The organism is Kribbella ginsengisoli, assembly GCF_039537185.1.
GTDB classification, from domain to species: Bacteria; Actinomycetota; Actinomycetes; order Propionibacteriales; family Kribbellaceae; genus Kribbella; species Kribbella koreensis.
On record NZ_BAABAA010000018.1, the window covers coordinates 136,106 to 161,448 of the forward strand.

Annotated in this window: 19 protein-coding genes; 10 read left to right on the top strand and 9 right to left on the bottom strand. The window is 67.5% G+C overall.

From position 1 onward, the window contains the following. Nucleotides 1–86: 86 nt before the first annotated feature. Nucleotides 87–1,424 (top strand): GGDEF domain-containing protein, encoded by a 1,338-nt coding sequence (locus ABD768_RS38780; protein WP_344849288.1) that lies wholly within the window; start codon nt 87–89, stop codon nt 1,422–1,424. A 94-nt stretch (nt 1,425–1,518) separates the two neighbouring features. Here ABD768_RS38780 and ABD768_RS38785 read toward each other — a convergent pair whose 3' ends face one another. After that, complete coding sequence (locus tag ABD768_RS38785; protein WP_344849289.1) at nt 1,519–2,493, bottom strand: zinc-binding dehydrogenase; 975 nt, start codon at nt 2,491–2,493, stop codon at nt 1,519–1,521. Nucleotides 2,494–2,625: 132 nt separating this feature from the next. On the opposite strand from ABD768_RS38785, the gene ABD768_RS38790 reads away from it, so the two are divergent. The 3 genes from ABD768_RS38790 to ABD768_RS38800 are packed head-to-tail and all read left to right on the top strand — an operon-like array spanning nt 2,626 to nt 7,403. Further along, complete coding sequence (locus tag ABD768_RS38790) at nt 2,626–3,747, top strand: hypothetical protein (RefSeq protein WP_344849290.1); 1,122 nt, start codon at nt 2,626–2,628, stop codon at nt 3,745–3,747. Further along, nucleotides 3,713–6,121, top strand: coding sequence for a DEAD/DEAH box helicase (locus ABD768_RS38795; protein WP_344849291.1), 2,409 nt, complete (start codon nt 3,713–3,715; stop codon nt 6,119–6,121). Before ABD768_RS38790 ends, ABD768_RS38795 begins: the two co-directional genes overlap by 35 nt. Further along, a complete protein-coding gene (locus ABD768_RS38800; RefSeq protein WP_344849293.1) occupies nt 6,114–7,403 on the top strand; it encodes an SWIM zinc finger family protein in 1,290 nt (429 codons plus the stop codon). The genes ABD768_RS38795 and ABD768_RS38800 overlap by 8 nt, the downstream gene beginning before the upstream one ends. Here the strand turns inward: ABD768_RS38800 and ABD768_RS38805 are convergent. Further along, nucleotides 7,386–7,673 (bottom strand): iron chaperone, encoded by a 288-nt coding sequence (locus tag ABD768_RS38805; protein ID WP_344849295.1) that lies wholly within the window; start codon nt 7,671–7,673, stop codon nt 7,386–7,388. The two genes, ABD768_RS38800 and ABD768_RS38805, sit on opposite strands and share 18 nt — an antisense overlap. Before the next feature lie 112 nt (nt 7,674–7,785). Here ABD768_RS38805 and ABD768_RS38810 point away from each other — a divergent pair, with 112 nt between their 5' ends. Beyond that, a complete protein-coding gene (locus ABD768_RS38810) occupies nt 7,786–10,722 on the top strand; it encodes an AfsR/SARP family transcriptional regulator (RefSeq protein WP_344849297.1) in 2,937 nt (978 codons plus the stop codon). Between the two features lie 104 nt (nt 10,723–10,826). After that, nucleotides 10,827–11,792, top strand: a complete 966-nt coding sequence (locus ABD768_RS38815) for a glycoside hydrolase family 6 protein (protein ID WP_344849299.1) — start codon at nt 10,827–10,829, stop codon at nt 11,790–11,792. Between the two features lie 21 nt (nt 11,793–11,813). On the opposite strand, the gene ABD768_RS38820 is transcribed toward ABD768_RS38815, so the two are convergent. The 6 genes from ABD768_RS38820 to ABD768_RS38845 form a co-directional block, all read right to left on the bottom strand. Continuing rightward, nucleotides 11,814–12,791 (bottom strand): GDSL-type esterase/lipase family protein, encoded by a 978-nt coding sequence (locus ABD768_RS38820; protein ID WP_344849301.1) that lies wholly within the window; start codon nt 12,789–12,791, stop codon nt 11,814–11,816. A gap of 135 nt (nt 12,792–12,926) precedes the next feature. Next, nucleotides 12,927–15,827, bottom strand: coding sequence for a CBM35 domain-containing protein (locus tag ABD768_RS38825; RefSeq protein ID WP_344849303.1), 2,901 nt, complete (start codon nt 15,825–15,827; stop codon nt 12,927–12,929). Between the two features lie 43 nt (nt 15,828–15,870). Then, nucleotides 15,871–16,746, bottom strand: coding sequence for a carbohydrate ABC transporter permease (locus ABD768_RS38830; protein WP_344849305.1), 876 nt, complete (start codon nt 16,744–16,746; stop codon nt 15,871–15,873). Further along, the gene (locus ABD768_RS38835; protein WP_344849307.1) at nt 16,743–17,627 is read right to left on the bottom strand and encodes a carbohydrate ABC transporter permease; all 885 of its coding nucleotides are present in this window, start codon (nt 17,625–17,627) and stop codon (nt 16,743–16,745) included. The genes ABD768_RS38830 and ABD768_RS38835 overlap by 4 nt, the downstream gene beginning before the upstream one ends. A 6-nt stretch (nt 17,628–17,633) precedes the next feature. Beyond that, complete coding sequence (locus ABD768_RS38840) at nt 17,634–18,995, bottom strand: ABC transporter substrate-binding protein (RefSeq protein WP_344849309.1); 1,362 nt, start codon at nt 18,993–18,995, stop codon at nt 17,634–17,636. 12 nt (nt 18,996–19,007) lie between these two features. Next, complete coding sequence (locus ABD768_RS38845) at nt 19,008–20,600, bottom strand: glycoside hydrolase family 13 protein (protein WP_344849311.1); 1,593 nt, start codon at nt 20,598–20,600, stop codon at nt 19,008–19,010. 126 nt (nt 20,601–20,726) lie between these two features. Between ABD768_RS38845 and ABD768_RS38850 the strand changes: the two genes are divergently transcribed. Both ABD768_RS38850 and ABD768_RS38855 read left to right on the top strand, forming a co-directional pair. After that, complete coding sequence (locus ABD768_RS38850; protein WP_344849313.1) at nt 20,727–21,743, top strand: LacI family DNA-binding transcriptional regulator; 1,017 nt, start codon at nt 20,727–20,729, stop codon at nt 21,741–21,743. 98 nt (nt 21,744–21,841) lie between these two features. Next, nucleotides 21,842–22,291 carry an Hsp20/alpha crystallin family protein gene (locus ABD768_RS38855; RefSeq protein ID WP_344849315.1) on the top strand — a complete coding sequence of 150 codons (450 nt, stop codon included), beginning with the start codon at nt 21,842–21,844 and terminating at the stop codon, nt 22,289–22,291. Nucleotides 22,292–22,365: 74 nt separating this feature from the next. On the opposite strand, the gene ABD768_RS38860 is transcribed toward ABD768_RS38855, so the two are convergent. Further along, nucleotides 22,366–23,169: a TrmH family RNA methyltransferase gene (locus ABD768_RS38860; RefSeq protein ID WP_343966559.1), complete on the bottom strand. Its 804-nt coding sequence runs from the start codon at nt 23,167–23,169 to the stop codon at nt 22,366–22,368. Between the two features lie 211 nt (nt 23,170–23,380). Here ABD768_RS38860 and ABD768_RS38865 point away from each other — a divergent pair, with 211 nt between their 5' ends. Together ABD768_RS38865 and ABD768_RS38870 are read left to right on the top strand one after the other, a co-directional pair. Beyond that, nucleotides 23,381–24,367: an ATP-binding cassette domain-containing protein gene (locus ABD768_RS38865; RefSeq protein WP_343966562.1), complete on the top strand. Its 987-nt coding sequence runs from the start codon at nt 23,381–23,383 to the stop codon at nt 24,365–24,367. Then, nucleotides 24,364–25,188: an ABC transporter permease gene (locus tag ABD768_RS38870; RefSeq protein ID WP_344849318.1), complete on the top strand. Its 825-nt coding sequence runs from the start codon at nt 24,364–24,366 to the stop codon at nt 25,186–25,188. The genes ABD768_RS38865 and ABD768_RS38870 overlap by 4 nt, the downstream gene beginning before the upstream one ends. Nucleotides 25,189–25,343: the final 155 nt, after the last annotated feature.

Below are 25,343 nucleotides of genomic sequence, written 5' to 3' on the forward strand. Positions count from 1 at the left end.
TGGAATGAATCCGGATTCAGGGGTGACCTGCCGTGAACAGGCCGTTACGATGAACGCATAACCGACTCAGTCGAACTGTGAGGCTCATGATGATTCTGGTCGGTCGGAGCAGCTGGGTGCCACCCCGGCAATGGAAGCTCTGGTCGTTGCCGGCCGCCGCGCTGGGATATGTGATTGCGATTGATTTGATCGCGGTCACGATTACCACACTGGCTGTCCGCGCGACCATGACCGGACCTCATGCCGGCGTTACTTCGTCAGAATGGGCCGCGTTCGCCGTCCTGGCGGCCGCCTCTACGCTGCACCTGGAGTCCGCCCGCGGGATCGAGCGGCGCCGGGAGATGGCCGCCAACACGTCCCCGCACACGAACCTGAAGTGCCTGTGGGTCTTCGCCAGCCTGCTGTTGCTGCCGCTGTCGCTGGTCGTCCCGCTGATCGCGTGGTCGTACCTGTACTCGTGGTTCCGGGTGTACGGCCGGACCGTGGCCCACCGCAAGATCTTCTCCACGTCCACCTACGTCCTGGCCAGCGCCGCCGCTGCCGCCGTACTGCGGGCAGGTGGGCTGATCGCCGAGCCTCGTGTCCCGACCAGTTTCTGGACCCTGCTAGTCGTGATCGCCGCCGCGGCGACCTGGTGGCTGGTCAACTACGCGCTGGTGATCGGCGCGATCCTGCTGGCCTCCCCGGAGGCGACCGCCCGCGAAGCGCTGGGCGAGCTGTCCGACCAGCTGGTCGTCTGCGCCGGTCTGGGCCTCGGTGTGGCGATCGCCGCGATGCAGTCGTCATACCCATGGGTCGTCCCCGTGCTGATGGTGACGGTGCTGGCGCTGCACCGGGACCTGCTGCTCCCGCAGTACCAGCGAGCAGCCGGCACGGACGTCAAGACCGGCCTCGCCAACCCGTCGTACTGGGCCAGTGCGGTGCCGGTGGAGCTCGCCCGGGCCGAGACCCTGCGCAGCACGGTCGGGCTGCTGATGCTCGACCTGGACAAGTTCAAGGAGATCAACGACACCTACGGGCACCCAGCGGGTGACCAGGCGCTCAAGGCGGTCGGTGAGAGCGTCCGGGCCGAGGTGCGCCAGGGTGACCTGGTTGCGCGCGTCGGTGGGGACGAGCTGGCCGTACTGCTGCCCGGTGCCTCGGAGACCGAGGTGCTGGAGGTCGCGGAGCGGATCAGGGACCGGCTGGCGACCCTGACCGTCTCGGTCAGCACGACGGGCACGCAGAAGACGGTCATCACCGGCGTACCGGCATCGTTCGGTGCGGCGGTCTATCCGGAGGTGGCGGCGACGATGGACCAGTTGATCCTGGCCGCAGACAACGCGTTGCTCACCGCGAAGCGAACCGGCCGCAACACGATCGTCACCGCGCGACCACTCCCGCCCGCCGTTGGCGAGCGCACCGACCAGCCGGTCGGCGACTGAACGTAGTACCGCCTCACGCAGCGACATGGGTCCGCCTTCCTCAAGGCGCTGGTGCCTAGTCAGTGCCCCGAGGAGGGATCGGTCTAACGCAGGGTCATCGAATCCTGATCAAAGCCTTACCGAGCAGTGACCGTCCCTCGACCGCGGTGTGTGCGTCGGCCAGCTGGTCGAGGGTGAAGGTCCGATCGATCACCGGGATCAGGTCTCCGCGGGTGACCCGCTGCAGGACATCGGCACCGGTGATGGTGGTCTGGAGGTTGTCGATCCGCAGGTCCATGATGCCCTTGACGGTGATGTTGCGGCGCTCGGCTTCGGCCGGGTCGTACTTCGCGAAGCGGCCGCTCGGGGCGCCGTGCGCGGAGAACCAGCCGCCGTCCTTCACGGTGCTGAACGCGGCCGCGCCGAGCTCTCCGCCGGCACCTTCGAAGGCGACGTCGACGCCTTCGTTGTTCGTTGCCTCCAGCACCGACTTCTGCCAGCCGTCGACGCTGTAGTCGATCACCACATCGGCACCCTGGGCCTTGACGAGGTCGAGCTTGGCCTGGCCACGCGCCGCTGCGATGACGTGCGCTCCGGCCTTGTGAGCGACCTGCACGAGCAGGACGCCCATACCGCCGGCCGCGGCGGTGATCAGGACCTCTTTCCCTTGCAGGTCAGGGGAAAGCTGCTCGAGAAGCAACGTGGTGAAGCCGTCGCCAGCAGCCGCCACGGCGGTCTCGAGGTTCAGCTCGGCCGGTACTTCGACGAGCTCCGCGACCGCGGCGACGCCGACCTCGGCGTGGGCACCGAAGTCGACCGTCCGGCCGATCACCCGACGCCCTACCCACTGCTCGTCGACTCCCGGCCCGACCTCGCGGACCGTGCCACCGAACGAGTTGCCCGGCACGTACGGCGGCTTCACGTCGAAGAACCCACCGTGCTCCCCGTTCCGGATCGCCGTCTCGACGAAGATCAGATCGGTCAGCTCGATATCGACGAGCACCTGCCCGGCACCGGCCACCGGCTCCGGCCAGTCCTGTACTTCGATGACCTCGGCGCCGCCGAACCTCGACACTACTGCTGCCCGCATCTACCTGGCTCCGTTCCATTGCCGTCTGCTGTCGTCGTCGAGCCTGCAACCTCAACTTGAGTTCAGGTCAAGCCCGCCGCCCTGTGGATGAACGAACCCGAGTTGTCGGTGGCGCTAGGTAGGGTTCGTCAGGTGTTAGAGGTCACCTTCAAACCAGCCGACCCGCCCCGCGCGGGCCGCCTGATCCTGTACGGCGACCTCACCCCCACGGCCCTGATCCCCCGCGAGAAACTCGAACTGGTCGTCCCCCGAGGAAACAGCATCCGCCGCGCTCAGATCCCCGCCCTGACCCTCGGGGTCGCGGAGGGGCTGGCCTTCCTCCGGCGCAGCGACGAACGCTCCGGAGGTGCCGGCTCGGGCAGCACCCGGTCGGACCGCATCGGTTCAGACGTCGACTCCCGCGGCGCCGGTCCGGGCAGCACCCCGTCGGACCACGTCGGCTCGGGCGTCGGCTTCGGCGACATCGGGTCGGTTCGCCCCGAGGTGAGCAAGGAGTCGGCAAGCCTGCGGGTGTGGGCGGCCGCTGCGTTGGCTGGGGTTGGGTTGGTTGGGCGCGGGCGGTTGGTGCCGGATGTCAGTCCTGGTGGGTTCGGGGCTTGGCGGGTGGCGCCGTTGGATCCGGCGGATCATGGGTGGTTGCGGAACTTGGTCGCCTCCATGCCCGCGACGGGACATGCGTTGGCGATCGAGGGGTCCCGGCCGCTGCGGTTGGTGGATCCGGAGCAGTTGGTTCGGGCCTTTTGGGATGCGCTGGCCGACACGTTGGTGCGAACGCCCGCGGCAGCACTCGCAGTACGAGCCGGCGCTGCTCCGTTCGCCGACGTCGACCCGATCGAGCTGACCGGTTCGACGGCTTGGCTCGAGGAGACCGCCCGAAGCGAGAACGCCGGAGCCCGACTCGTCCTGAGAATCGAACCACCCGCAACCATCGAGCCGGCCGGGGATGGCGCCGCCGTTGTCGGCCGAGGTGATCGACCGGACGCAGTCGGCCGGACGCCGGCGGATGTCGAGCCCGCCACAGGCATCGAGCCAGCTCCGGGTGGCTTGCTGGCCGGCGGTGACATACCGCCTGCGGGCGACCTGCCAGCCAGCGATGACGTAGCGGCCGGGGGTGACGTGCCGGCCGGGGACGAGGTGCCGGCCGAGGGTGACCTGCCAGCCGGGGACGAGGTGCCGGCCGAGGGTGACCTGCCAGCCGGGGACGAGGTGCCGGCCGAGGGTGACCTGCCAGCCGGGGACGAGGTGCGAGGGTGACCTGCCAGCCGGGGACGAGGTGCCGGCCGAGGGTGACCTGCCAGCCGGGGACGAGGTGCTGGCTGGGGGTGAGGGCGAGTTCAGGGCGGTGTTGCAGTTGCGGAGTGGGGTGGATCCGAGCCTGCTGGTGGATGTGGCGGATGTTTGGAATGCGCCTCCTGCCGTGCTGGCCGCGTTGGGTGAGCGGGCCGAGACGGATCTGTTGCTGGCTTTGCGGCGGGGGGCTCGGGTGTGGCCGCCGTTGGGGGCTGCGTTGCGGGATGCGGCGCCGGCGGAAGTACCGATTGGTGATGCGGCGCTGGATGAGTTGGCTGGGGACAGCGACGCGCTCGACGGGGCTGGGATCGAGGTGTTGTGGCCGGCTGAGTTGTTTGCGGGTGAGTTGGCGCTGCGGGGCGCAGTACAGGCGACGCCTACTCCTGGTGCGGTGACCGGTCCGGACTTCAGCTTGACCGATCTGCTGGCCTTCAAGTGGCGGCCGACGCTGGACGGGCAGGATCTGACCGAGGCGGAGGTCGCCGCGCTGGCCGAGGCGAAGCGCCCGATGATCCGGATGCGTGGGCGCTGGGTGCGGATCGATCAGGAGCTGGTTCGCAAACTGCGGCAAGGTGGGTCGCGCAAGCTTTCCGGCGCCGAGGCGCTGGGTGCCGCGTTGACGGGATCGCTGGAGATCGACGGCGAGCTGGTCGCCTTCGACGCGGACGGTTCGCTGCAGACGATGGTCGACAGGCTGCGAACCGCCGAGCAGCCGGAGCCGATGGCTGAGCCGGTCGGGTTGCGGGCGACGTTGCGCGACTACCAGCGGCGAGGGGTCGCGTGGATGGCGCAGCTGGCCGAGCTCGGGTTCGGCGGGTGTCTCGCGGACGACATGGGGTTGGGCAAGACGATCCAGGTGATCGCCCTGCACCTGCAGCTGTCGCAACGCGGACGCGGCCCGACGCTCGTCGTCTGCCCGTCGACGCTGCTCGGCACGTGGGAGCGGGAGCTGACCAAGTTCGCGCCCGACGTACCGGTACGCCGGTACCACGGGGCCGGCCGGTCCTTGTCGGACCTCATGCCCGACGAGGTGGTGCTCACGACGTACGGGGTGGTGCGTCAGGACCATCATGTGCTGGGTGAGATCTTCTGGGGACTCGCCGTTGCGGATGAGGCGCAGCATGCGAAGAACCCCTTGTCCCGCACGGCTCGCGCCTTGCGAACGTTGCCCGCAGCAACCAGATTGGCACTGACCGGCACGCCGGTGGAGAACCGGCTGTCCGAGCTCTGGTCGATCCTCGACTGGGCCGCGCCCGGGTTGCTCGGGACGTTGGACCGATTCCGGCATGACGTCGCGGTGCCGGTCGAGCGGTATCACGACGAGGAGGCGACGGCCCGGCTGGCGCGGGTGACGCGACCGTTCCTGTTGCGGCGGAAGAAGAGCGATCCCGGGATCGCGCCCGAGTTGCCACAGAAGACCGAGCACGACGTCGTCGTACCGTTGACCGCCGAGCAGGCCACCCTCTATCAAGCAGTCGCCAAAGAGACCCTCGCCAAGATCGAGGAAGCCGAAGGCATCGCGCGCCGAGGTCTCGTCCTGAGCCTGCTCACGCAACTGAAGCAGGTCTGCAACCACCCCGCACAGTTCCTCCACGAGCCCGGCCCACTCCCCCGCCGCTCCGGCAAACTCGCGGCGCTCGACGAACTGCTCGACGTCATCCTCGCCGAGGGCGAATCGGTCCTGATCTTCAGCCAGTACGTCGAAATGTGCCGCCTGATCGAGTCGCATCTGGCCGCCCGCCAGGTCCGCACCCTGTTCCTGCACGGCGGTATCGGGGTGAAGAAACGCGAGCAACTGGTCGAGCAGTTCCAAGCCGGCGAAGCCCAGGTCTTCCTGCTGTCGTTGAAGGCCGGCGGCGTCGGCCTGACCCTCACCACGGCGACCCACGTCGTCCACTACGACCGCTGGTGGAACCCAGCCGTAGAAGACCAGGCAACGGACCGCGCCTACCGAATCGGCCAGGACAAACCAGTCCAGGTCCACCGACTCGTCACCGAAAACACCCTCGAAGACCGAATCTCCACCGTCATCGCGGCAAAGCGCGAACTCGCCGACGCCGTAGTCGGCTCCGGCGAAGCCTGGCTCAGCGAGCTGTCCGACACCGAACTGACCGAGCTGGTCGAACTGTCGAGCACCCCCGCAAAGTCCGGCGCCGCCAGCGCCTACAACCCGTCAGCAGTAGGCCGCGCTGCAACGTCAGCCGGCAACTCAGCACCTGCCCGGGGCGCAGCCTCAGCACCATCGCCTCACTCTCCTGCGCCCGTGTCGACCTCGGCGGCGCCCTCCTCGTCCTTCTCCGCGGCACAGCCGCGGGATGTGGAGGTAGGCGATGAGTGATCGGACGCCTTGGCAGGGGTGGCGGGACAGGGATCGGGAGAATGCTGGGTTGCCGGCGGCCAAGGGGGCGGGGGCTCGGCGGCCGTTCGGGGGGACTTGGTGGGGGAAGGCGTGGCTGGGGGCGTTGGAGCGGCAGGCTCAGCTTGATCCGAATCGGTTGGGGCGGGGGCGGTCGTACGCGCGGCGCGGGAGCGTGCTGGAGATGGTGGTTGATCCGGGGGTCGTGCGGGCATCCGTGCAGGGCAGTCGGGTTACGCCGTATGTGGTGACGGTGAAGATCCGGGCGTTTGATGATGCCGAGTGGGATGCGGTGCTTGATGTCGTGTCGGCGCAGATCGGGCGGGTCGCCGCGTTGCTTGACGGCGAGTTACCTCCGGAGTTGGTGGACGATGCGCAGGCGGCGGGGCTCGAACTGTTGCCGGATGCGGGTGAAGTACGGACCGATTGCAACTGCCCGGATTTCGCTGTGCCCTGCAAGCATTCCGCGGCCGTTTGCTATCTGATCGCCGATGCGCTGGACGAGGATCCCTTCGAGCTCCTTCTCCTGCGCGGCAAGCAGAAGGACGAGTTGCTCTCGGCGCTGAGAGCCCGCCGATCGACACCGGCCGGCGAGCAACCGGCCATCAAACCCAAGCCACTCGGCGTCGTCGCCAAGACAGCCTTCGCCAGAACGCCCGGCCCCATCCCGATCCCAGTACGCCCGTTGAACCAGCCAGGCGCGCCAACCGCAGTACAGGTGCTCGAACCCCCACGCCAATCCGGTGTCGACGGCAAGGACCTACTCGCCCTGGCCACCGACGCAGCCAGACGAGCTTGGGAGTTGGCGGCCGGCGATGGCGACGGCGGGCTCAGCCTCACCCGCGACCAAGACCTCGCCCGCAGAGCAGCCGGCCTGCTCGGTACGCCGGCGCTGGCCGACCTAGCGCACAGAGCCGGCCTCACAGCCCGCCAACTGACAAGCTGGGCAGTCGCCTGGCGCGAAGGCGGCCCCGGCGGCCTGGCCATAGCAACCGCCCCACCGACCACCCACGCCCCGGCCGAAGCCCCTCCAGCTCCCGCCGGAGCCACGGACCCGCCGGCCGCAGTCGCGGATCCGGGGGCGATGGCTGAGGGGTTGACCGTGCTTGACGGTGTTGTCGAGGGGAACTGGATTACGGCGGAGCGGGCGCAGCTTCGGCTTGCGGGTGACGGGCTCTGGTACTTGTTCACGAAACAGTTCAGCGACTGGATGCTGAGTGCGCCGCCGTCGCCGGATCCGGCCGAGCTACTCGGTCGGGCGTGAGGCGACGAACGCCTGGGCCAGGCGGGCGATCAGGTCGTACGGGATCGGCTTGGACAGTGGGAACTTCAGGGTGCCTTTGCCTGCGAGATAAGGCTCGATCTCCGTCGCCAGCGGCTCGGAGACGGGCGGGATCGGGTAGACGGAGATGTGGTTCTTCCAGCCGCTGAAGTACATCAGCGACTTGCCGTTCAGAGTGATCGCCGGGATCTGGACCTCGGCGGGGAAGGTCGCGATGTAGTCGTCGACACTCTGGAAATCCGTGGACGCCATCCAGCCATCGTGACCGCGAGCATGTGTGACGGCAATCGCCAAGCCTTACCATCTGGGTCGAAAAGGTGGCGGCTGTTTGACGGGAGGCGGGGGGATCAGCGCAGACTCTGGTATGGCCGATGGGTTCTGTCTCGATCTGCTCGGGCCGTTGACGGTCCGGTACGGCCGGGTGCCGCTCAGCGCGGGGCCGATCCGGCAGCAGGCGATGCTGGCCGTGATGGCGCTGCACGCCAATCAGGTCACCTCGGCCGAGCAGCTTCTGGACCTCGTCTGGGACGAGAACCCCCCGTCCAGCGGCCTCCGCGTCATCCCGACCTACGTCTACCGAATCCGCCAGACCCTGCCACCCGAGGTCGCTCTCGAGCGCACGACCGGCGGTTACGTACTCCGGCTGCCACCTGGTGCCCTCGACATCGATCGCTTCGAATCGGCCGTGAAGGCTGCCGAGCAGGCCAAGGATCCATCCCTGTACCGCGATGCGCTGGCCCTGTTCCGTGGCGAGCCGTTGAGCGGGTTGCCCGGCAACTACCTGGCCGGTCAGCGGCGGAGACTCACCGAACGGCGAGATGACGCGCTCAGCGAGCGACTGGGCCTTGAGCTCAGCGCGGGCCGCTTCGCGGACGTAGTACCGGAGTTGTCGGCTCTGGTTGCCGAGCGGCCGCTGGATGAGCGGTTCGCCGCGCAGCTGATGACGGCGTTGTTCCAGAGTGGGCGGCGGGCCGAGGCGTTGGAGACCTATGCGCGGACACGGTCGTTGCTGGTCGACGAGTTGGGCGTCGAGCCGGGGCAAGGTCTGCAGGCCGTCCATCAGCTGCTGCTCCGCGACCTCGCCGAGCCGGCCGGCGGTCGCGACGAACTCCCTTACAGCGGCGCGACTTTCATCGGGCGTACGGCGGAACTCGAGTCAGTCGTCAAGGCGCTGACCCCTGGCACCCGTGGCGCGCCGCCGGTAGTCGCCATCGACGGGATGGCGGGGCTCGGCAAGACCGCGCTCGCCGTCCAGGCCGGTCGGCGGGTCGCGGCGCAGTACCCGGATGGCCAGTTGTTCGTGGATCTGCACGGCCACACGCCCGGTCGTGAGCCGCTCGGCGTCGATCACGCGGTGGATCATCTGCTCCGAGGCATCGGCGTACCGGCGGAGAAGCTGCCGTGCGATCCCGCGGAACGTGAAGCGCTGTGGCGATCGGAGACGGCCGGTCTGCGGCTGCTGATCGTGCTCGACAACGCGCCCGACACCCGCGCGATCCTGCCTTTGTTGCCTGGGGCACCGACCTGCGCGGTGCTGGTGACGAGCCGTCGGCAACTCTCGAGCCTGGACAGCAGCCTGCGACTCGGCCTCGATCTGCTCGCCGAGGACGAAGCAGCGGCCTTGCTGACCGAGCTGGCCGGCGCTGAACGAGTCGCCGCCGGCGATGCCGTCGACGAGCTGATCGAGCTGTGCGGCCGGCTGCCGTTGGCGCTGCGGATCGCCGGTTCGCGGTTGAGGCATCGACCGTCCTGGCCGGTCGCTCACCTCAACGAACGTCTCCGAGCCCGGTTGCTGACTGAGCTCAGTGGCGAGACCGACGGCGTGGGGCCGGCCTTCGCTGTCTCCTACGAGCAACTCAGTGCGGATCAGCAACTGATGTTCCGGCGGCTGAGTCTGATGCCGGGCAAGGACATCGACCGCTACAGCGCAGCAGCGCTGGCCGGGATGACGTCTACCACGGCTGAGGACGTACTGGAGAGCTTGGTCGACGCGAGCCTGCTACTGCAGCCCAGGCCCGGCCGTTTCGAGTTCCACGACCTACTGCGCAAGTACTCCGCGCAGGTGATGACCACCGACGACCAGGGATCCGAGGCGATCAGCAGCCTCCTTCAGTATTACGTACGCACCGCCCGCCGCTCCGCAGCGCACCACCACGACCTACTGCCCGAAGACTGCGACCACCTGGACGCCGACGACCCCGACGTGAGCCAGGATCTCGCCTGGGCTGACGCCGAGCGGGCCAACCTGGTCGCCGCGGTCCAACTGTCGGAGCGCGAAGGGCATGACGAGCTGACCGTGCCCCTGACCATCGCTGTCGCTCCCTACCTGCACCTGCGCACCAGGCAAGACGAGCTGGACGTCGTACTGACTGCAGGCCTCGCCGCAGCCCAGCGGTCCGGCAACAGCGCAGGCGAGGCGCGCCTGCTCTTCCTCCGCGGCCATATCGGCCAGTTCCGCTGCGGCCCGGCCCATGGCGTGTGCGACCTGCGGCGGGCGGCCGAGCTGGCGACCGGCGAAGCACCTGCTCTGCAGTCACACATCCTCGGCTCACTCGGCTACACGGTCGGCTCGCTCGACCTCCACTCCGACTGGCCCGACCTGCTCCGCGAGTCGCTCCGGCTGGCTCAACTGGCCGACGACCAGCGCGCGACAGTCTCCACCCTCGGCCACCTCGCCGCCCTGCACGCCAGGCAGTGGAACTTCGCGGTAGCCCTCGAGTACTACGAGCAGGCCCTCTCCATGGCTCGCACCTTGGGAGACGAGCGCCTCGAGCCCAACCTCCTCAACGGCATGGCCGGCTGCCACCTGGACGCCGGCAACGCCCACCCAGCACTCCAAGCAGCTCGGACGGCGCAGGAGTTGGCCGCGACGCATGCACTGGAGTTCCCGCTCAGCTACGCGCTCTGCCATCTCGGTGAGGCGTACCGGCAGCTCGGCTGGCATGCGCAAGCAGTGGAGACCCACCGCCGCGCGCTGGAGATCGCCGTCGACAACTGCACCTACCTAGACGAGGTGGACGCCCGCCTGAACCTAGGCCGCAGCCTGCTGACCCACAACTGCCGCGACCAGGCCGAAGACCAATACCAGCTCGTACTACGCCTCTGCGAGGACCGGCAGTACCCACTCGGCATCGCCCAGGCACTAGTCGGCCTGGCCGACTGCCGTGAGTCGCTGCAGCCAGGCGAAGCCCACAAGCTCCTACTCCGGGCCTTGGCAGCAGTCAGCGACGGCGTGCACCCAGTACTGGCCGGCCGACTCCAGGACCGCCTGGCCGCGGCGACCTCGGGCAGATCTGCATAGCCGACCAATATAAGTGATGGGATGTCGTCCTGTCAGTCATCGAGATTTCATCGGTGTGCAACAGTCTCGGGACGTCCCACCTCCCCGCCCGCAGAGGACCCCGCATGAAACGACTCCTGATCGGCGCGGCCGTCGCGCTGGCCTTCGTAGCCACCTGCACCACCGCCCAAGCAGCGCCCGCAGGCAGTCCTGTCTCGATGACGACTGGTTTCTATGTCGACCCGGACTCCAACCCGGCCGTCTGGGTGCGCGACCACCCGTCCGACGCCGCCGCCGCGAGCATCCGCGCGAATATCGCGGAGAAGGCCGGTGGGCGCTGGTTCGGCAACTGGAGTGGGAACATCCAGCAGGCGGTGTCGGCGTTCACCGGCGCCGCGGACGCGGCTGACAAATTGCCGATCCTGGTCGCGTACAACATCCCCGGTCGCGACTGCGGTGGTGACTCCAAGGGTGGCGCCGGGTCGCCGGAGGCGTATCGCACCTGGATCAGCCAGTTCGCGGACGGCATCGGCAACCGTCCGGCCGTCGTGATCATCGAGCCGGACGCGCTGGCGCAGCTGGACTGCATCCCGGCCGAGGTGAAGCAGACGCGGCTCGATCTGCTGAAGTACGCGGTGAACCAGTTCGCGAGCAAGAACCCGAACACCTGGGCCTACATGGACGGTGGCAACGCGACCTGGATCGACGCGGGTGAGATGGCGCGGCGGCTGAACCTGGTCGAGGTGAACAAGATCCGCGGCTTCGCGCTCAACACGTCGAACTACTACACGACCGGGCAGTCCGTCACCAAGGGCAATGCGATCCGGGCGGGGCTGAGCAGCCCGGCCCAGTTCGTGATCGACACCAGCCGCAACGGCAACGGGCCCACCGCGGACAACCAGTGGTGCAACCCGGCCGGCCGCAAGCTGGGCGACACCTCACGCGATGGCAGCCACGTCTCCGGCACGCTCGACAGCCTGCTCTGGCTCAAGGTCCCCGGCGACTCCGACGGCGACTGCGGCTCGGTCCGCGGCATCCCCGCCGGCACCTTCTCCCCCATCCTCGCCACCAACCTGATCACCGGCCACTGACCCCACCCGCTGCGCCCGGCCTCAGCTCGCCGGGCGCAGCAGCTTGGTGAGTTGCTCGGTCAGGTGGCCGGCGATCTTGGCGTGGCCCTCGACGGAGGGGTGGACGTCGTCCGTGCAGTCGGCTTCGGTGATCCAGCCGTCCGTACCGACGTACCGGATCTTGGCATCATCGGCCGCCTTCACCGCCGCCTCGATCTCACTCGCGTGCTTGCCGCTGAAGGGGCTGAGGGCAACGATCTCGCAGCTCCCGTACTTCGACCGCACCAGCCGCAGGTACTCCCCGTACTGCGCAGCGCTCAGCGTCTCGTCGTTGACCCCCAGATTGAGCACCACCAGATCCGGCTCCTCGACCCGCTCAGCGGCCGACCCGGCGAAGTTCCACCCGAACGACTCCAGCCCCGACGGCACCTCCCCGTTCCCCGTCCGCACAACGCCCTGCCGCCCGAAGCCGACCTGGTACGCCGATGCGCCGAGCGCCCGAGCTGTCAGATACGCGAACGACTTGGTCCCGTCCGCGCCTTCCGACTCGGGATGAGCGCTGAGCGCCCGCACGCCTTGCGTGATCGAGTCGCCGTAGAACTCGAGTCGCGGCCCACCCGGTCGCCCGGCCAGGCGCAGCCGGGTGTCGGCGTCGAGCACGAGCCCGGCGAAGACGACGGCGCACTCGAAGGGCGGGTTCCAGCGATTGGCGTGTTCGCTCACGTCCTTGACGACGATCTCGACCTTGTGCGGCCCGGCGACGTCTGCCGTCAACTCGATCACCGGTTGCTCAACGACGTACAGGGTCGATGAGCCGTCGTCGATCGTGACCCACAGGTGCGGCGCGGTGGTCAGCCCGCCGACGTCGAACAACGCCTGCACGGCGGTCCCGTTGAAGGTGAAGGAGATCCGCGACCCCGAGTTGACGGTGATCGCCAACCCCGGCTGCTGCCCCCACTGCCCTTCCAGCACGATCCGGGGATCCCCCGGCGCCACTACCTCGCCCGCTACGAATGCCACGTCATCGCTCCTCGCTTCCGGCACCCGAGCATTCTCCCCAACGGGGTCGGTGAGGGGCGGGCCGCCCTGCCGTTCGGAGTACAGGCCGGCCTCCCGCGGCGGTCAGGATCGCGGGAGGCCGGAGCTGGGCGGAGGTCAGAAGCCGGAGTTGCCGGGGCCCCGGATCAGGGTGTAGCCGAAGGCGTTGTTCAGGCCGCCGGAGCCTGTGCCGGAGACGGTGACGTAGTTGAAGGTGGCGGAGCCGGCTACCTGGAGGTCTATGCCGTAGGTGCCGGTGGTCTGGACCTTGACGTGGTCGAAGGTCAGGTTGGTGACGTTCTTCTGCCAGCTCATCAGGATGCCCTGATAAGTACTGTCGATGATGTCGACGTCCTTGATCAGCACGGGTGCGGTGATCTCGCGGGCTTCGGCGTAGATCCACAGGCCGCCTTGACTGCTGTTCCAGTCGGTGTTGAAGCCGCCGGCCCGGGTGATCGTGTTGCGTTGGACGGACGTCGTACCGGAGAACGGCTGGGCCGAGTGCCAGGTGCTGATCGTGATCCCGGACGCGGTGTAGACCGTGTCGGAGAACAGGTTGTCCTCGATCCGGTTGCCGTTGCCGCCGTAGATCGCGGCCGTGTTGGCGAGCGCCGGCAGCGTCGCGGTGTTGAACGTGAACGCGCAGTTCGCCACCGCGCTGTTGAACGACCACATCGCCAGCGCGTCGTCACCGGTGTTGCGGAACACGCTCTGATCGACCCGGCTGTTGCTGACGGCGCTGCCGTCGCCGCTGAAGGTGTTGAGATTGACGCCGTCGGCGAACATGTCGCGGATGCGCACGCCGGCGACGTACAGGCCGTTGGTCCCGCTGTTCGCCCACAGCCCGACCTTGGAGTGCTCGAGCCAAACGTTGTGAATCAGCGAGCCAGTGCCGAAATTGCCTTCCAGAGCAGCGTCCGTCGTGACCGAGCCGTCCGGATCGCGGTAGCGCACATCACCGGCGAAGTAGAAGTCGGCGAGCTGCACATTGCCGCCCGTCGCGAACAACCCGCCACGGCCCGCGTTGCCGCGAATCGTCGAATACCACATGCCCGCACCGCGAATCGTCACGTTGTCGACGTTCACCCGCGCAGTCAGATCGAAGACACCATTGGGAATCCACAACGTTTTGCCGGCCGACTTCGCCGCGCTGATCGCCGAGTTGAACGCCGCCGTGTCGTCACCAGAACCGGACACGGCGCCGTAGGCGGTCACATCAACCGAGTTGGCGGGAATCGTGTAGGCGTCGGCGACCACCTCCGTGTCGATCAGGTCGACCGTGATCGGCGTCGACGTGTCGTTCTGCAGCTTGATCACCGTGCCGGCCGGGTACGACGGCAGCGTCGACCGCACCTCGTCGTAGAACCGGTGACCGTTGCCCAGACCGGGATCGTTCGGGAACGGGTAGTTGCCGTAGACCCAGCTGTACGCCGACGTCAGTGTCAGGTCCTTGACCTTCGCCCCGCCGACATAGACACCGAGCGGCGCCGTGATCCCGGTACCGGCCGCGTTGTCCGGAATCGAGTAGCGCACGACGATCGAGTTGGCCGGCTTGGTCAGCGTGAACTGCGTGTACTTGCCCGCGTTGTCCAGCCGTACCGCCCGCCGCCCGGACGACTCCGACGCAACCGTGCGATAGGTACGGTCAGGCCCGATCACCACGCCATTGGTACTGCTGTTCTCAGCCTCGTACTCCGTATAGGGCACCGTCGCGCCCCGAGCCGCCAGGTCCGTCGATCCGGTGACCGCGAGATCGTCGAGCGCGACGTTGCCGCTGTCACCCGCGTCGTACTGGTACCCGATCAGGTTGAGCCCGGCGCGGAGCGGGAGCGTCTGGGCGACCGTGGCCCAACCGGTTGCGGCAGGCAACGACACCTGCCCGGTCTTCACCCCGTTGGCGTACACACTGAGCGTCTTGGTGGAGCCAGTCGTGTTGCTGTAGCGGAGGGTGCTGGAAGCATTGCCGGCCGCGGTGACGTTGACCGTGCGGATCGCGCGGCTGCCGGTCGTGGTGAATCCGGTGACGTAGCCGGTACCGGCGTACCCGGCGATCGAAGTACCGACTGTGGTGCCGCCGGACAAGAAGGCGTTCTCCAACGCCGGACCACTGGATGGCGGTGGCGGGTCGGTCGGCGCCGAGACCGTGATGTTGTCGAGGTTCACGTTGCCGGTGTCAAGGGTGTCGAACTTGTAGGCGACGGAGTTGGTGCCCGCGGTGAGCGGGACCGCCTCGGACGCAGTACCCCACGTGTCCCAGTTGGCCGTGGGCGGGAGGCTGATCTGCCTCACCTTGACCGCGTTGGCATAGAGCGACAGCGTCATCGCGACGCCGGTGCCGTTGGCGTACCTGAGCGACACAGCACTGTCGCCTGCCATCGATGAGCTCACGGTGAAGGTTGTGGCGGCATTGCCTTTGTTGGCGTCCGTATAGCCGCCCACGAACCCACTGCCGGTGTAGCCCGGGTGGTCTGTCGCGACGACCGCTCCCCCGGACAGTGTCGCGCTCTCGGCTTCCAGCGCTCCCGCAGGCGCCCCGGGCACATCGGTCACGGTCAGCTTGTCCAGGTTGACGTTGCCGGAGTCTGCCGAGTCGAAGCGGTAGCTGAGCTGGTTGGAGCCCGCTGGGAGCGACAGGGTCGTGTGCAGGTCTGACCAGCTGTCCCAGTTGGCCGATGCAGGCAAGGTGAGTTGCTGGACCTTGGTACCGGCGCGGTAGAGCGACAGCGTCTTCGCAGAGCCGGTCCCGTTCGCGTACCTGAGCGACAGGTCGTAGCTAGCTGCTGTGGGGATGTTGACTGCGGCAGTGACCGCAGCAGTCCCCTTGTTCCCGTCGGTGAACCCACCGACGAAGCCCGAGCCGCTGTAGCCGGCATGGTCGGTCTGGACGACCGCACCCCCGGCCAGCGTCGCGTTCTCCGCCTCTACTGTCGCAGTGAAGCTCGCGGCCGCAGCCGGGATCGACAAGTAGGAGGTGGCGAGTAGAGCTGCCAAGAGCGTGACGAACCTCTTTTTGGGCATGACTGTGGAGCCCTTCTGTCAGGGTCGAGCGGGGCGGAACTACTTATCCCTTGACTGCGCCACTGAGTGCGTTGGACTTGAGGAACAGTCGCTGGAACACCAGGAACAGCGCCACCGGAATCACCGTCGAGATCGCGAGTGCCGCCAGGAACACATCGAGTTCGACGAACTTCTGCAGCGCGGGAAGCCGGACGGACAGGGGTTGCAGATCGGGGTCGGGCAGGACCAGCAGCGGCCAGAGGAAGTCCTTCCAGGCCGCGATGATCGCGAACACCGAGACGACACCCAGGATCGGGCGCGACATCGGCAGGACGACGGACCAGAACATCCGGTACGGTCCGGCGCCGTCGACCCGGGCGGCCTCGAAGACCTCCCGGGGCAGGTTGTCGAAGAACCGTTGCACGATCAGGATGTTGAACGCGTTCGCGCCGGCCGGCAGCCAGACCGCCCAGAACGTGTTGATCAACGAGGTCTTCAGCAGCGGTGGGTCGACGATCGTGAGGTACAGCGGGACGAGCAGCACGACCGACGGCACGAAGAGCGTCGCGAGCACGATGCCGGTCAGGGCCTTGCGGTAGCGCGGGCGTAGTACCGACAAGGCGTAGCCGGCCGTGGTCGCCACCAGCAACTGGACGAACCAGGAGCCGGCCGCGAGGACGACGGTGTTGAGGAAGTACTTGTCGATCTCCACCCGCGACCAGGCGGTGGACAGGTTGGCCCAGTCGATGCCGTGCGGCCACAACGCGAGCGGCGCGCGCAGGGTGTCCTGGGTTGGAGTGACTGCCGCCTTGGCCAGCCAGAGCATGGGGCCCAGGCCGACGGCGATCAGCGCGGCTAGCAGCGAGACGTGCACTGACCGAGCGGTACGCCGTACGCCGGGGCGGCGCCAGTCCGACGACGAGAGGATGCCCCGGCTCATGAGCGGCTCCAGGATCGGGTCAGGCGGAAGTAGACGGCCGAGAGGATGCCCAGGGCAACGGCCAGCATGATGCTGAGGGCGGTCGCGGCGCCGTACTCGCCACCGAGACTGTTGGCGAACGCGTAGTCGTAGATGAGTAGCAGGATGGTGATCGTGGAGTTCGCCGGGCCGCCACCGGTGAACAGGAACGGCTCCAGGAAGACCTGCGACGTTCCGACGATCTGCAGGATGAAGGTGATCAGCAGGACGCCTCTGAGCTGCGGCAGCGTCACATGCCAGATCTTGCGCCAGATCGACGCTCTGTCGATCTCGGCTGCTTCGTAGAGATCAGTGGCGACCCCTGTCAGTGCGGCGAGGTAGATGATGACCGTGCCGCCGGCTGCGGCCCAGGTCGCCTCGATGACCAGTGCGGGCATCGCACTGCCCGAGTCCTGTAGCCAGGAGACCGGGCCGAGGCCTACTGCGCCGAGGATGGTGTTGAAGACGCCGTTGGGGCTGGCGTCGTAGAAGAACTTCCACAGCAGCACTGCGACTACTGGTGGGATCACCACCGGCAAGTAGGCCAATGCGCTGTAGAGACCTTTGAAGCGGCGTACCTCGCTCATCAGGACTGCAGCGATGAGCGGGACCGGGTAGCCGAATAGTAGGGCGAGCAGAGCGAAGTACAGGGTGTTCTTGACTGCTGTCCAGAGCAGGGGGTCGGCCAGGACGTCCCTGAAGTTCTGTAGGCCGACGAAGGTCGCAGGGGTGACCAGGTTGGTCTCCTGGAAGCTCATCACCACAGCCCTGAGGATCGGGATCCAGGAGAAGACACCGAAGACCAGTAGCAGCGGTAGCAGGAAGACCAGCGTGCTCAGGCCACTACCGCGACCTCTTCTCATCATTGGCTACTTCCGGTCGAGGAGGGTCTGCGCCTCGGCGTTGGCGTTCTTGAGCAGCTTCGCGATGTCGGCATCCTTGTTGGTCAGGACCGACTGCACGACCGGGTCGAGCAGCTTGTAGACCTCCTGGGTCGACCGGACCGGCTCGGTGAGCAGCGGCTGGTCGAACATCTTGTCCGTGTACGGCTTCATCTGCTCGAGCGGGACGTTCACATACTCCTTCACCCAGCCCAGCGACTCGTCGTACGTCGCCTTGTCGAACACCGGTAGCTGCGGAGCACCCACTGGCTGCTTGGAGGCGGCAACGGTCTTCGCATCGAGCACTGCGGCGTCCTTGTCGGCCAGCTTCTTCATGTAGAAGTAGTCGATCCACTTCACGGCAGCGGCCTTCACACCGTCGTTGGCCTTGGCACTGACCGTCGCCAGCGTCCCACCGCCCAGTACTCCGGCCTGGTCGTTGCTGGCGAGCGGGATGGTCGTCACGCCGTAGTCGGCCGGCTTGAGCGCATTCTGCGTGACCAGTGAGCCGTAGTTGCCGCCACCGGACACGTACATACCGATCTGGCCAGATGCGAAGGCCTGGTTGATGCCGCCCCAGTCGTAGAGGAAGTTGGAGCCCATGCTGTTGTCCGTCCAGCGCATGTCCTTCAGCAACTGCAGCACCGAGGTCATCTCGGGTGTGTCGAGCTGTGCCGTCGCGGTGTCGCCGTCGAGCTTCTCCGTGCGACCGCCGAACGCGTAGTCGAGAGTGGTGAGGATCCAGCCACCTGTGTTGTCGGTAGTCAGTTCGGCGTACCCGGCTTTGCCTGTCTTGTCCGCGATCTGCTTGGCGTCCGCACGGACCTCATCCCAGGTCGCCGGCGGCTTGTCGGGGTCCAGCCCGGCCTGCTTGAACAGGGACCGGTTGTAATGCAACGCCTGCCCGTACGCCGCGATCGGGACGGCCCACATCTTGCCGTCCTCGGCCTTGCCTGCCTTGGCGACGTTCTCGCTGAACTTGCTCGCGTACGGGAGAGCTGAGACGAGGCCGCTGATGTCGGCGATCTGCTTGCGCTGGATCAGGCCACGGCCGTCGGTGAACGGGACGGTGAAGACGTCGGGCAGCGTGCCACCAGCAAGCTGCGCGGTGAAGGTCGTCGCGGTCCAGTTGTACTCCTGCGGGACGACGTCGATCTTCGGGTTGTCCTTCTCGAACTGCGCGACCCTCGCGTCGAAGGCGGCGATCGCGCCCTTGTCGAGGCCGGGGTCGCGGGCGACCTTCAGGGTGACCGGGCCGTCGGGCGTCGCCTTGGTGTCCGAGCCGGAGCCCGAGCAGGCGGTGAGGCTCGCGGCCACAGCGACCACGAGAGCGATGGGAGTGATCTTCATTGCGTGGTTCTCCTACTTCGTGGTCAGCCAGACGGCTGCGTCGGTGGGGAGGCGATCGTCAGTGAGGGCGGCGCTGGCGAGCAGGACTTCGCCGTCCAGCTGGAGCGGCTCGGCGCCCAGGTTGACCAGGCAGCGGAAGCGCTCTCCGCGGCTGAAGGCGATGACGTCGTCGGTGGCGGTTTCGTGCCAGGCGAACTCGTTGGGGAGGCCGCGGCGGAGGTGCAGCGCGGCGCGGTACAGGGCGAGCATCGAGTCGGGGTCGCGTTCCTGCACCTCGACGGAGTGGCTGCCCCACTCGGCCGGCTGCGGCAGCCAGGGCGTGAAGCCTTGCGAGTTGAAGCCGAAGCTCGGGCCAGTAGTTGTCCAAGGCAACGGTACGCGGCAGCCGTCGCGGCCGGGATCGGCGCCTTCGGAGCGGTGGAAGATCGGGTCCTGCAGCGCGGCGAGCGGGAGGTCCTCGACCTCGGGCAGGCCGAGCTCGTCGCCTTGATAGACATAGAGCGACCCAGGCAATGCGGCCGTCAGCAGCGCCGCCGCCCGCGCCCGCCGTTGCCCCAGCGCCAGATCAGTCGGTACGCCGAACCGTTTGGTCTGGAACGAGAACGAGCTGTCCTCGCGTCCGTACCGGGTGGCCGGTCTGGTGACGTCATGGTTGGACAGCACCCAGGTGGCCGGCGCGTCGACGGGCCGGTGAGCGGCGAGCGTGGACTCGATCGACGCGCGGAGCTCGGACGCTTTCCACGGCCGGCCCATCAGGTCGAAGTTGAACGCGGTGTGCATCTCGTCCGGCCGCAGATAGCGGGCGAACCGCTCGGGGTCGGCGAGCCAGATCTCCCCGACGAGCACCCGCGGTTCGGCGTACTCGTCGGCGATGGCCCGCCAGGAGCGGTAGATGTCGTGGAGTTCGTCGCGATCGACGTACGGGTGCTCGGCGGTCTCGCCGTACTCCGGGAAGGCGGGATCCTTGACCGGCATGGTGGCCGAGTCGATCCGGATCCCGGCGACACCCCGGTCGAACCAGAACCTGAGGATCTCCTCGTGTTCGCGGCGGACGTCGGGGTGGTTCCAGTTGAGGTCGGGCTGCTCGGGGGTGAAGAGGTGGAGGTACCACTCCCCCGGCGTACCGTCCGGGTTCTTCGTCCTCGTCCAGGTGTCGCCGGAGAAGCTGGAGACCCAGGCGGTCGGCTGCTCCTCGCCGTCCTTGAACCAGAAGCGTTCTCTTGCCGGTGAGCCCGGGCCATCGGCCAGAGCTTCTTTGAACCACACGTGTTCGCTCGAGATGTGGTTCGGGACGATGTCGATGATCGTGCGGATGCCCAGGGCGGCAGCCTCCGCGATGAGTTGCTCGGCCTCCTCGACGGTGCCGAAGGCCGGATCGATCACCCGGTAGTCGGCCACGTCGTACCCGCCGTCGGCGAGCGGGGACAGGTACCACGGGGTGAACCAGATGGCGTCGATCCCGAGGCTGCTCAGGTACGGGAGCCGCGAGCGGACGCCGGCCAGGTCACCGGTGCCGTCGCCGTTCCCGTCGGCGAAGCTGCGCGGGTAGATCTGGTAGATCGCCGCATCCCGCCACCACTGCTGAGTACTCACCTCTTTGCTCACCTGAACTCCGTTCGATCGTGGTAGGTTTAGCGCTCCACCTTGGTGGGACCGTAAGGCCGCTTCCGGGCGGCTGTCAATGGGCGGACGGCGCTCGTATCCTGGCCGCGACAACCGAGAGGAGCCGCTGTGCGGGTCACGCTGAAGGACATCGCCGACGAGGCCGGGGTCAGCATGATGACGGTCTCGAACGTGGTGAACGGCAAGCGCGCCCGGGTCTCGCCGGAGACGATCGAGCGGATCCAGCGGATCGTCGCCGAGCGCGGTTACGTGCCGAGCGCGTCGGCCCGCAGCCTGGCCGCGAAGTCGTCACGGCTGATCGGGCTGCTGGTGCCGGCGGCCGACGAGGACAGCTTGATGATCAGCCCGCACAACGTGGCGATCGTCGGGCAGATCGAGCGCGAACTGCGCAAGGGCGGGTACCACCTGTTGCTCCGCGGGATCGCGGCGCCGGCGGAGGTTGCCGAGGCGTTGCAGTCGTGGAGCCTGGATGGGGCGGTGCTGCTCGGGTTCCTGGACGAGGAGATCGACCGGCTCACTGCTCGCGCGGTGGGGAAGGTGTCGTTGCTCGCGATCGACAGCTATTCGGCGAATCCGTTGACCACCGGCGTACGGTCCGATGACTACACCGGTGCGCTGCTGGCCGCGCGGCATCTGCTGGAGCTGGGGCATCGGGAGATCGTCTTCGCCGGGCCGTCGTTCTCCGATGTCGGTGTCGTGCACGAGCGGTTCGCGGGTTTCCAGGCTGCCTTCGCGGAGGCCGGGTTGTCGTGGCGGGAGCGGCTGGTCTCGGCGAACACGACACATGCCAGTGGCCGCGAGCTCGGGCGGCGGCTGATGTCCTCGCACCCCTCGGCCACGGCCGTCTTCGCGACCGCCGACATCCTGGCGATCGGGATCATGGAAGGGCTGGCGGAGACTGGGTTCTCGGTGCCTTCGGACGTTTCGGTGCTCGGGTTCGACGACCTCGATCTGAGCGCTTACGTCACGCCCAAGCTGACCACGATCGCGCAGGACATCCCGCGGAAGGCGGCGATCGCAGTACAGCTGCTCCTGGGCACGATCGAGGGCAAGGAGCACCCGGTCGACCCGATCACGCTGGAGGTCCGGCTGATCGAGCGCGCCTCGACCGCCGCGCCACGCTGACCGCCGAAAGTCCTTCAGAACAAGGCCGGAGGACCCTTTGGCGGCTATGAGCCGCGCGCTGGAGTGGAAGTAGGACGAGAGGATTTGGAGGCGAGAACATGAATGACCTCGTCAAGCGTGAACGCCCACTCACGGATCTGACCGACTGGCTCGAAGTGGAGTTCGCGGCCTTCCCCACCTTCCGGCCGTTCACCATTCCGGCCCTGCGGCCGTTCGCCGGCCTGCAGATGATGCGGGTGGAGGACTTCCGCGAAGGTGACGACTACGTGCTGCGTGCCGAACTGCCCGGCATCGACCCCGTCAAGGATGTCGACATCACGGTCGCCGACGGCATGCTCACCGTGAAGGCGGAGCGGAAGGAGACCACCAAGGAGGCGCTGCGGTCCGAGTTCCGTTACGGAGCCTTCTCCCGCAGCATGACGTTGCCGGCCGACTTCGACGACAGCGAGATCAAGGCCACCTACAAGGACGGCATCCTGGAGATCCGGGTGCCACTGAAGGAGGTGTCGAAGCCGGAGCCCAAGCACGTGGACGTCAAGACGACCTGACCACGGCGGCTTCGGAGTCGCAACCTGCACCCGTGGGGCCGGCCCGATGGCCGGCCCCACGGCCATACCAGAGATCACCAGCCCTCTTTGCGGGCACGGGCCTCGAAGAGCAGGATGCCGGCTGACAAGGCGACATTGAGCGAATCGGCCTGGCCGAGCATCGGGATGCTCACCTTCTTGAAGCCCTGCTCATGCCATGCCTGGTGAAGTCCCTCGCCTTCCGAGCCGACGACGAAGGCAGTCCTTCCTTGGTACTGCGGTGCTTTGTAGCTGCCGGTCGCTGCGGGGTCGGCGAGGTGGACCTCGAACTCGTGCTGCCTGAGCCAACTCGCTGCGCTGGCGATGCTCGTGAACTCGAGCACCGGAGTGGTGAGCACCATGCCGCGGCTGGCGGCGTACACGGCGGGGTGATTCGGGCGCGCCCGGCGGCTGGTGAGGACCAGGCAGTCCGCGCGGGCGGCGTCGACCGTGCGGATCAGGGTGCCGAGGTTGCCGGCGTACTCGACGCCATCGGCGACCAGTACCAGCGAGGACTCGCTGAGCCTGAGCTCCTCGGCGCGCCACTCGGGCAGCCGGGCAATGGAGATCAGGCCGTCGGACCGGCTCTTCCGGCTGACTCGTGCCAGCAGCTTCGGTGAGATCCGGTAGACCTCACGTGCTCTCGCGGCGATCTCGGCTGCTGTCCGTGGCTGTTCGCAGACTTCAGCGCAGTAATAGAAGGTGTCGATCACGGTCGGGGTGCTGAGCAGCTGGCTGTGCTCCCAGCTCCCCTCGACCAGGATCCTGCCGGGGACGGAATCCTTGCGAACGGCGAGCAGGGCGCGGCCACGCGGGTGCTGCGCTCCGATCGGCAGGACGTCGGGAAATGACGGTGCCATGAGGTGACTCCGGTGAATGAGAACAGCAGACCGCGCCCGGGGACGCCTTCGTGGGCATCCGCACCGGTCGGGTGTGCTGGGGTCGGCTAGAGCGTTTGAGGACGCACTAGCCGAGGAGTCTCATCATGCTTCGGATGGTAGGGAACGCGGTGCTCGGCGTCATCCGCTTTTTTCCGCATCGGTTGTCGGCGGCCCGCTCTAGGGTGAGCCCATGTCCAACGGACCCGCAGTCGAAGCGATCGATCTGGTGAAGCAGTTCGGCACGAACCGTGCCGTCGACGGCGTGAGTTTCGTCGTCCCCGAAGGAACAGTGCTGGGCCTGCTCGGTCCCAACGGCGCCGGCAAGACGACGACGGTGCGGATGCTGACGACGCTCAGCGTGCCCACCAGTGGTACCGGCCGGGTGGCCGGCTACGACGTGATCAAGCAACCCGCCGACGTCCGGCGCAGCATGGGCCTGACCGGTCAGTCCGCGACGATCGACGAACTGCTGACCGGCCGGGAGAACATCCGGCTGATCGGCAGGCTCTACGGGCTGCCGACCAAGTACCTGAGCAAGCTCTCCGACGAGCTGCTCGAGCGGTTCCTGCTGACCGACGCGGCCGACCGGGTGGCGAAGACGTACTCGGGTGGGATGCGGCGACGGCTGGACCTCGCGGTCAGCCTGGTCGCCGCACCGCCGGTGCTGTTCCTCGACGAGCCGACGACCGGACTCGACCCGCGCAGCCGCGCGGATCTGTGGGAGGTACTGCGCGGCCTGGTCCGGGACGGCACCACCTTGCTGCTGACGACTCAGTATCTGGAGGAGGCCGACCATCTCGCCGACGAGATCGTCGTGATCGACAAGGGCAAGGTGATCGCGGCCGGTACGCCGACGCAGCTCAAGGACGAGGCCGGCCGGGCCAGTGTGGTCGTCACAGTCGCGGCAGTGGCCGATCTGCCACGCGCTGCCGAACTCCTGCGACAACACGCGCCTGAGGTGCACGTCGAGGAGGTGAGCCGGCGACTCACGGCGCCGGCCGCCGGTCTGGCCGACATGACCCGGATCGCCGGGGTCTTCGCCGATAGCGGGATCGACGTCGACGACCTCGGCCTGAAACGACCGAGCCTCGACGACGTCTTCCTGCATCTGACCGGTCACCGCGCCGAGTCGACCGACACCACCGGGACGCTGACCGAGCAGGAGGCCGTCCGATGACCGCTGTGATGACCAGGCCGCCGATCCACCAGCGCACCTTGCTGCAACAGTCGCTGACCGTCGTCTGGCGCAATCTCCTGCACATCCGACGGATGCCGGAGATGCTGCTGGACGTAACGATCCAGCCGGTGATGTTCGTGCTGCTGTTCGCCTACGTGTTCGGCGGCTCGATCGACGCGCCCGGTACGTCGTACCGGGAGTTCCTGCTGCCGGGCATCATGGCGCAGACCATCATCTTCTCCTCCGCCATCGTGGCCATCGGCCTCACCAGCGATCTGGAGAAGGGGATCGTCGACCGGCTGAAGTCGCTCCCGATCTCACGCTCGTCCGTGCTCGTCGGGCGGAGCCTGTCGAGCCTGATCCATTCCGGTATCGGCATCGTGGTGATGAGCGTGACCGGCCTGCTGATCGGCTGGCGGATCCGCGACGGACTGGTCAACGGCGTGCTGGGCTACCTGCTCCTGCTGCTGTTCGGCTTCTCGATGATCTGGCTGGGCATCTGGGTCGGGTCGCTGATGCGCTCGGTGGAGGCGGTGAACGGCTTCATGTTCACCGTGATGTTCCCGCTCACCTTCGTCGCCAACACCTTCGCCCCGACCCAGGACATGCCCCGCTGGCTGCAGCTCATCGCGGAGTGGAACCCGGTGTCGGCGCTGACCGCGGCTTGCCGGCAATTGTGGGGCAACGGTCTGGCGCCCTCGGCGGACGCTCAGTGGCCGCTCCAGCACCCAGTGCTCGCTTCCATCGCCTGGTCGCTGCTGTTCACGGCCGTCTTCGCGCCGCTCGCCTTGGTGGCGTTCCGCCGCCGCTCGCGCGACTGAAGCCTAGGGCGCCTGCGCCGGCAGGCCTGCCGCGTGCGCCGGCGGCACGCCTAGGCGGGTTTGTCTGGAGGAGTTTGTCCACAGGCCCGGCGAGTGCCGATTTCGATCCGCCGTCCGGCGTCGATAAAGTCGCTTCTCTGGCTGTCTTCGGGGGC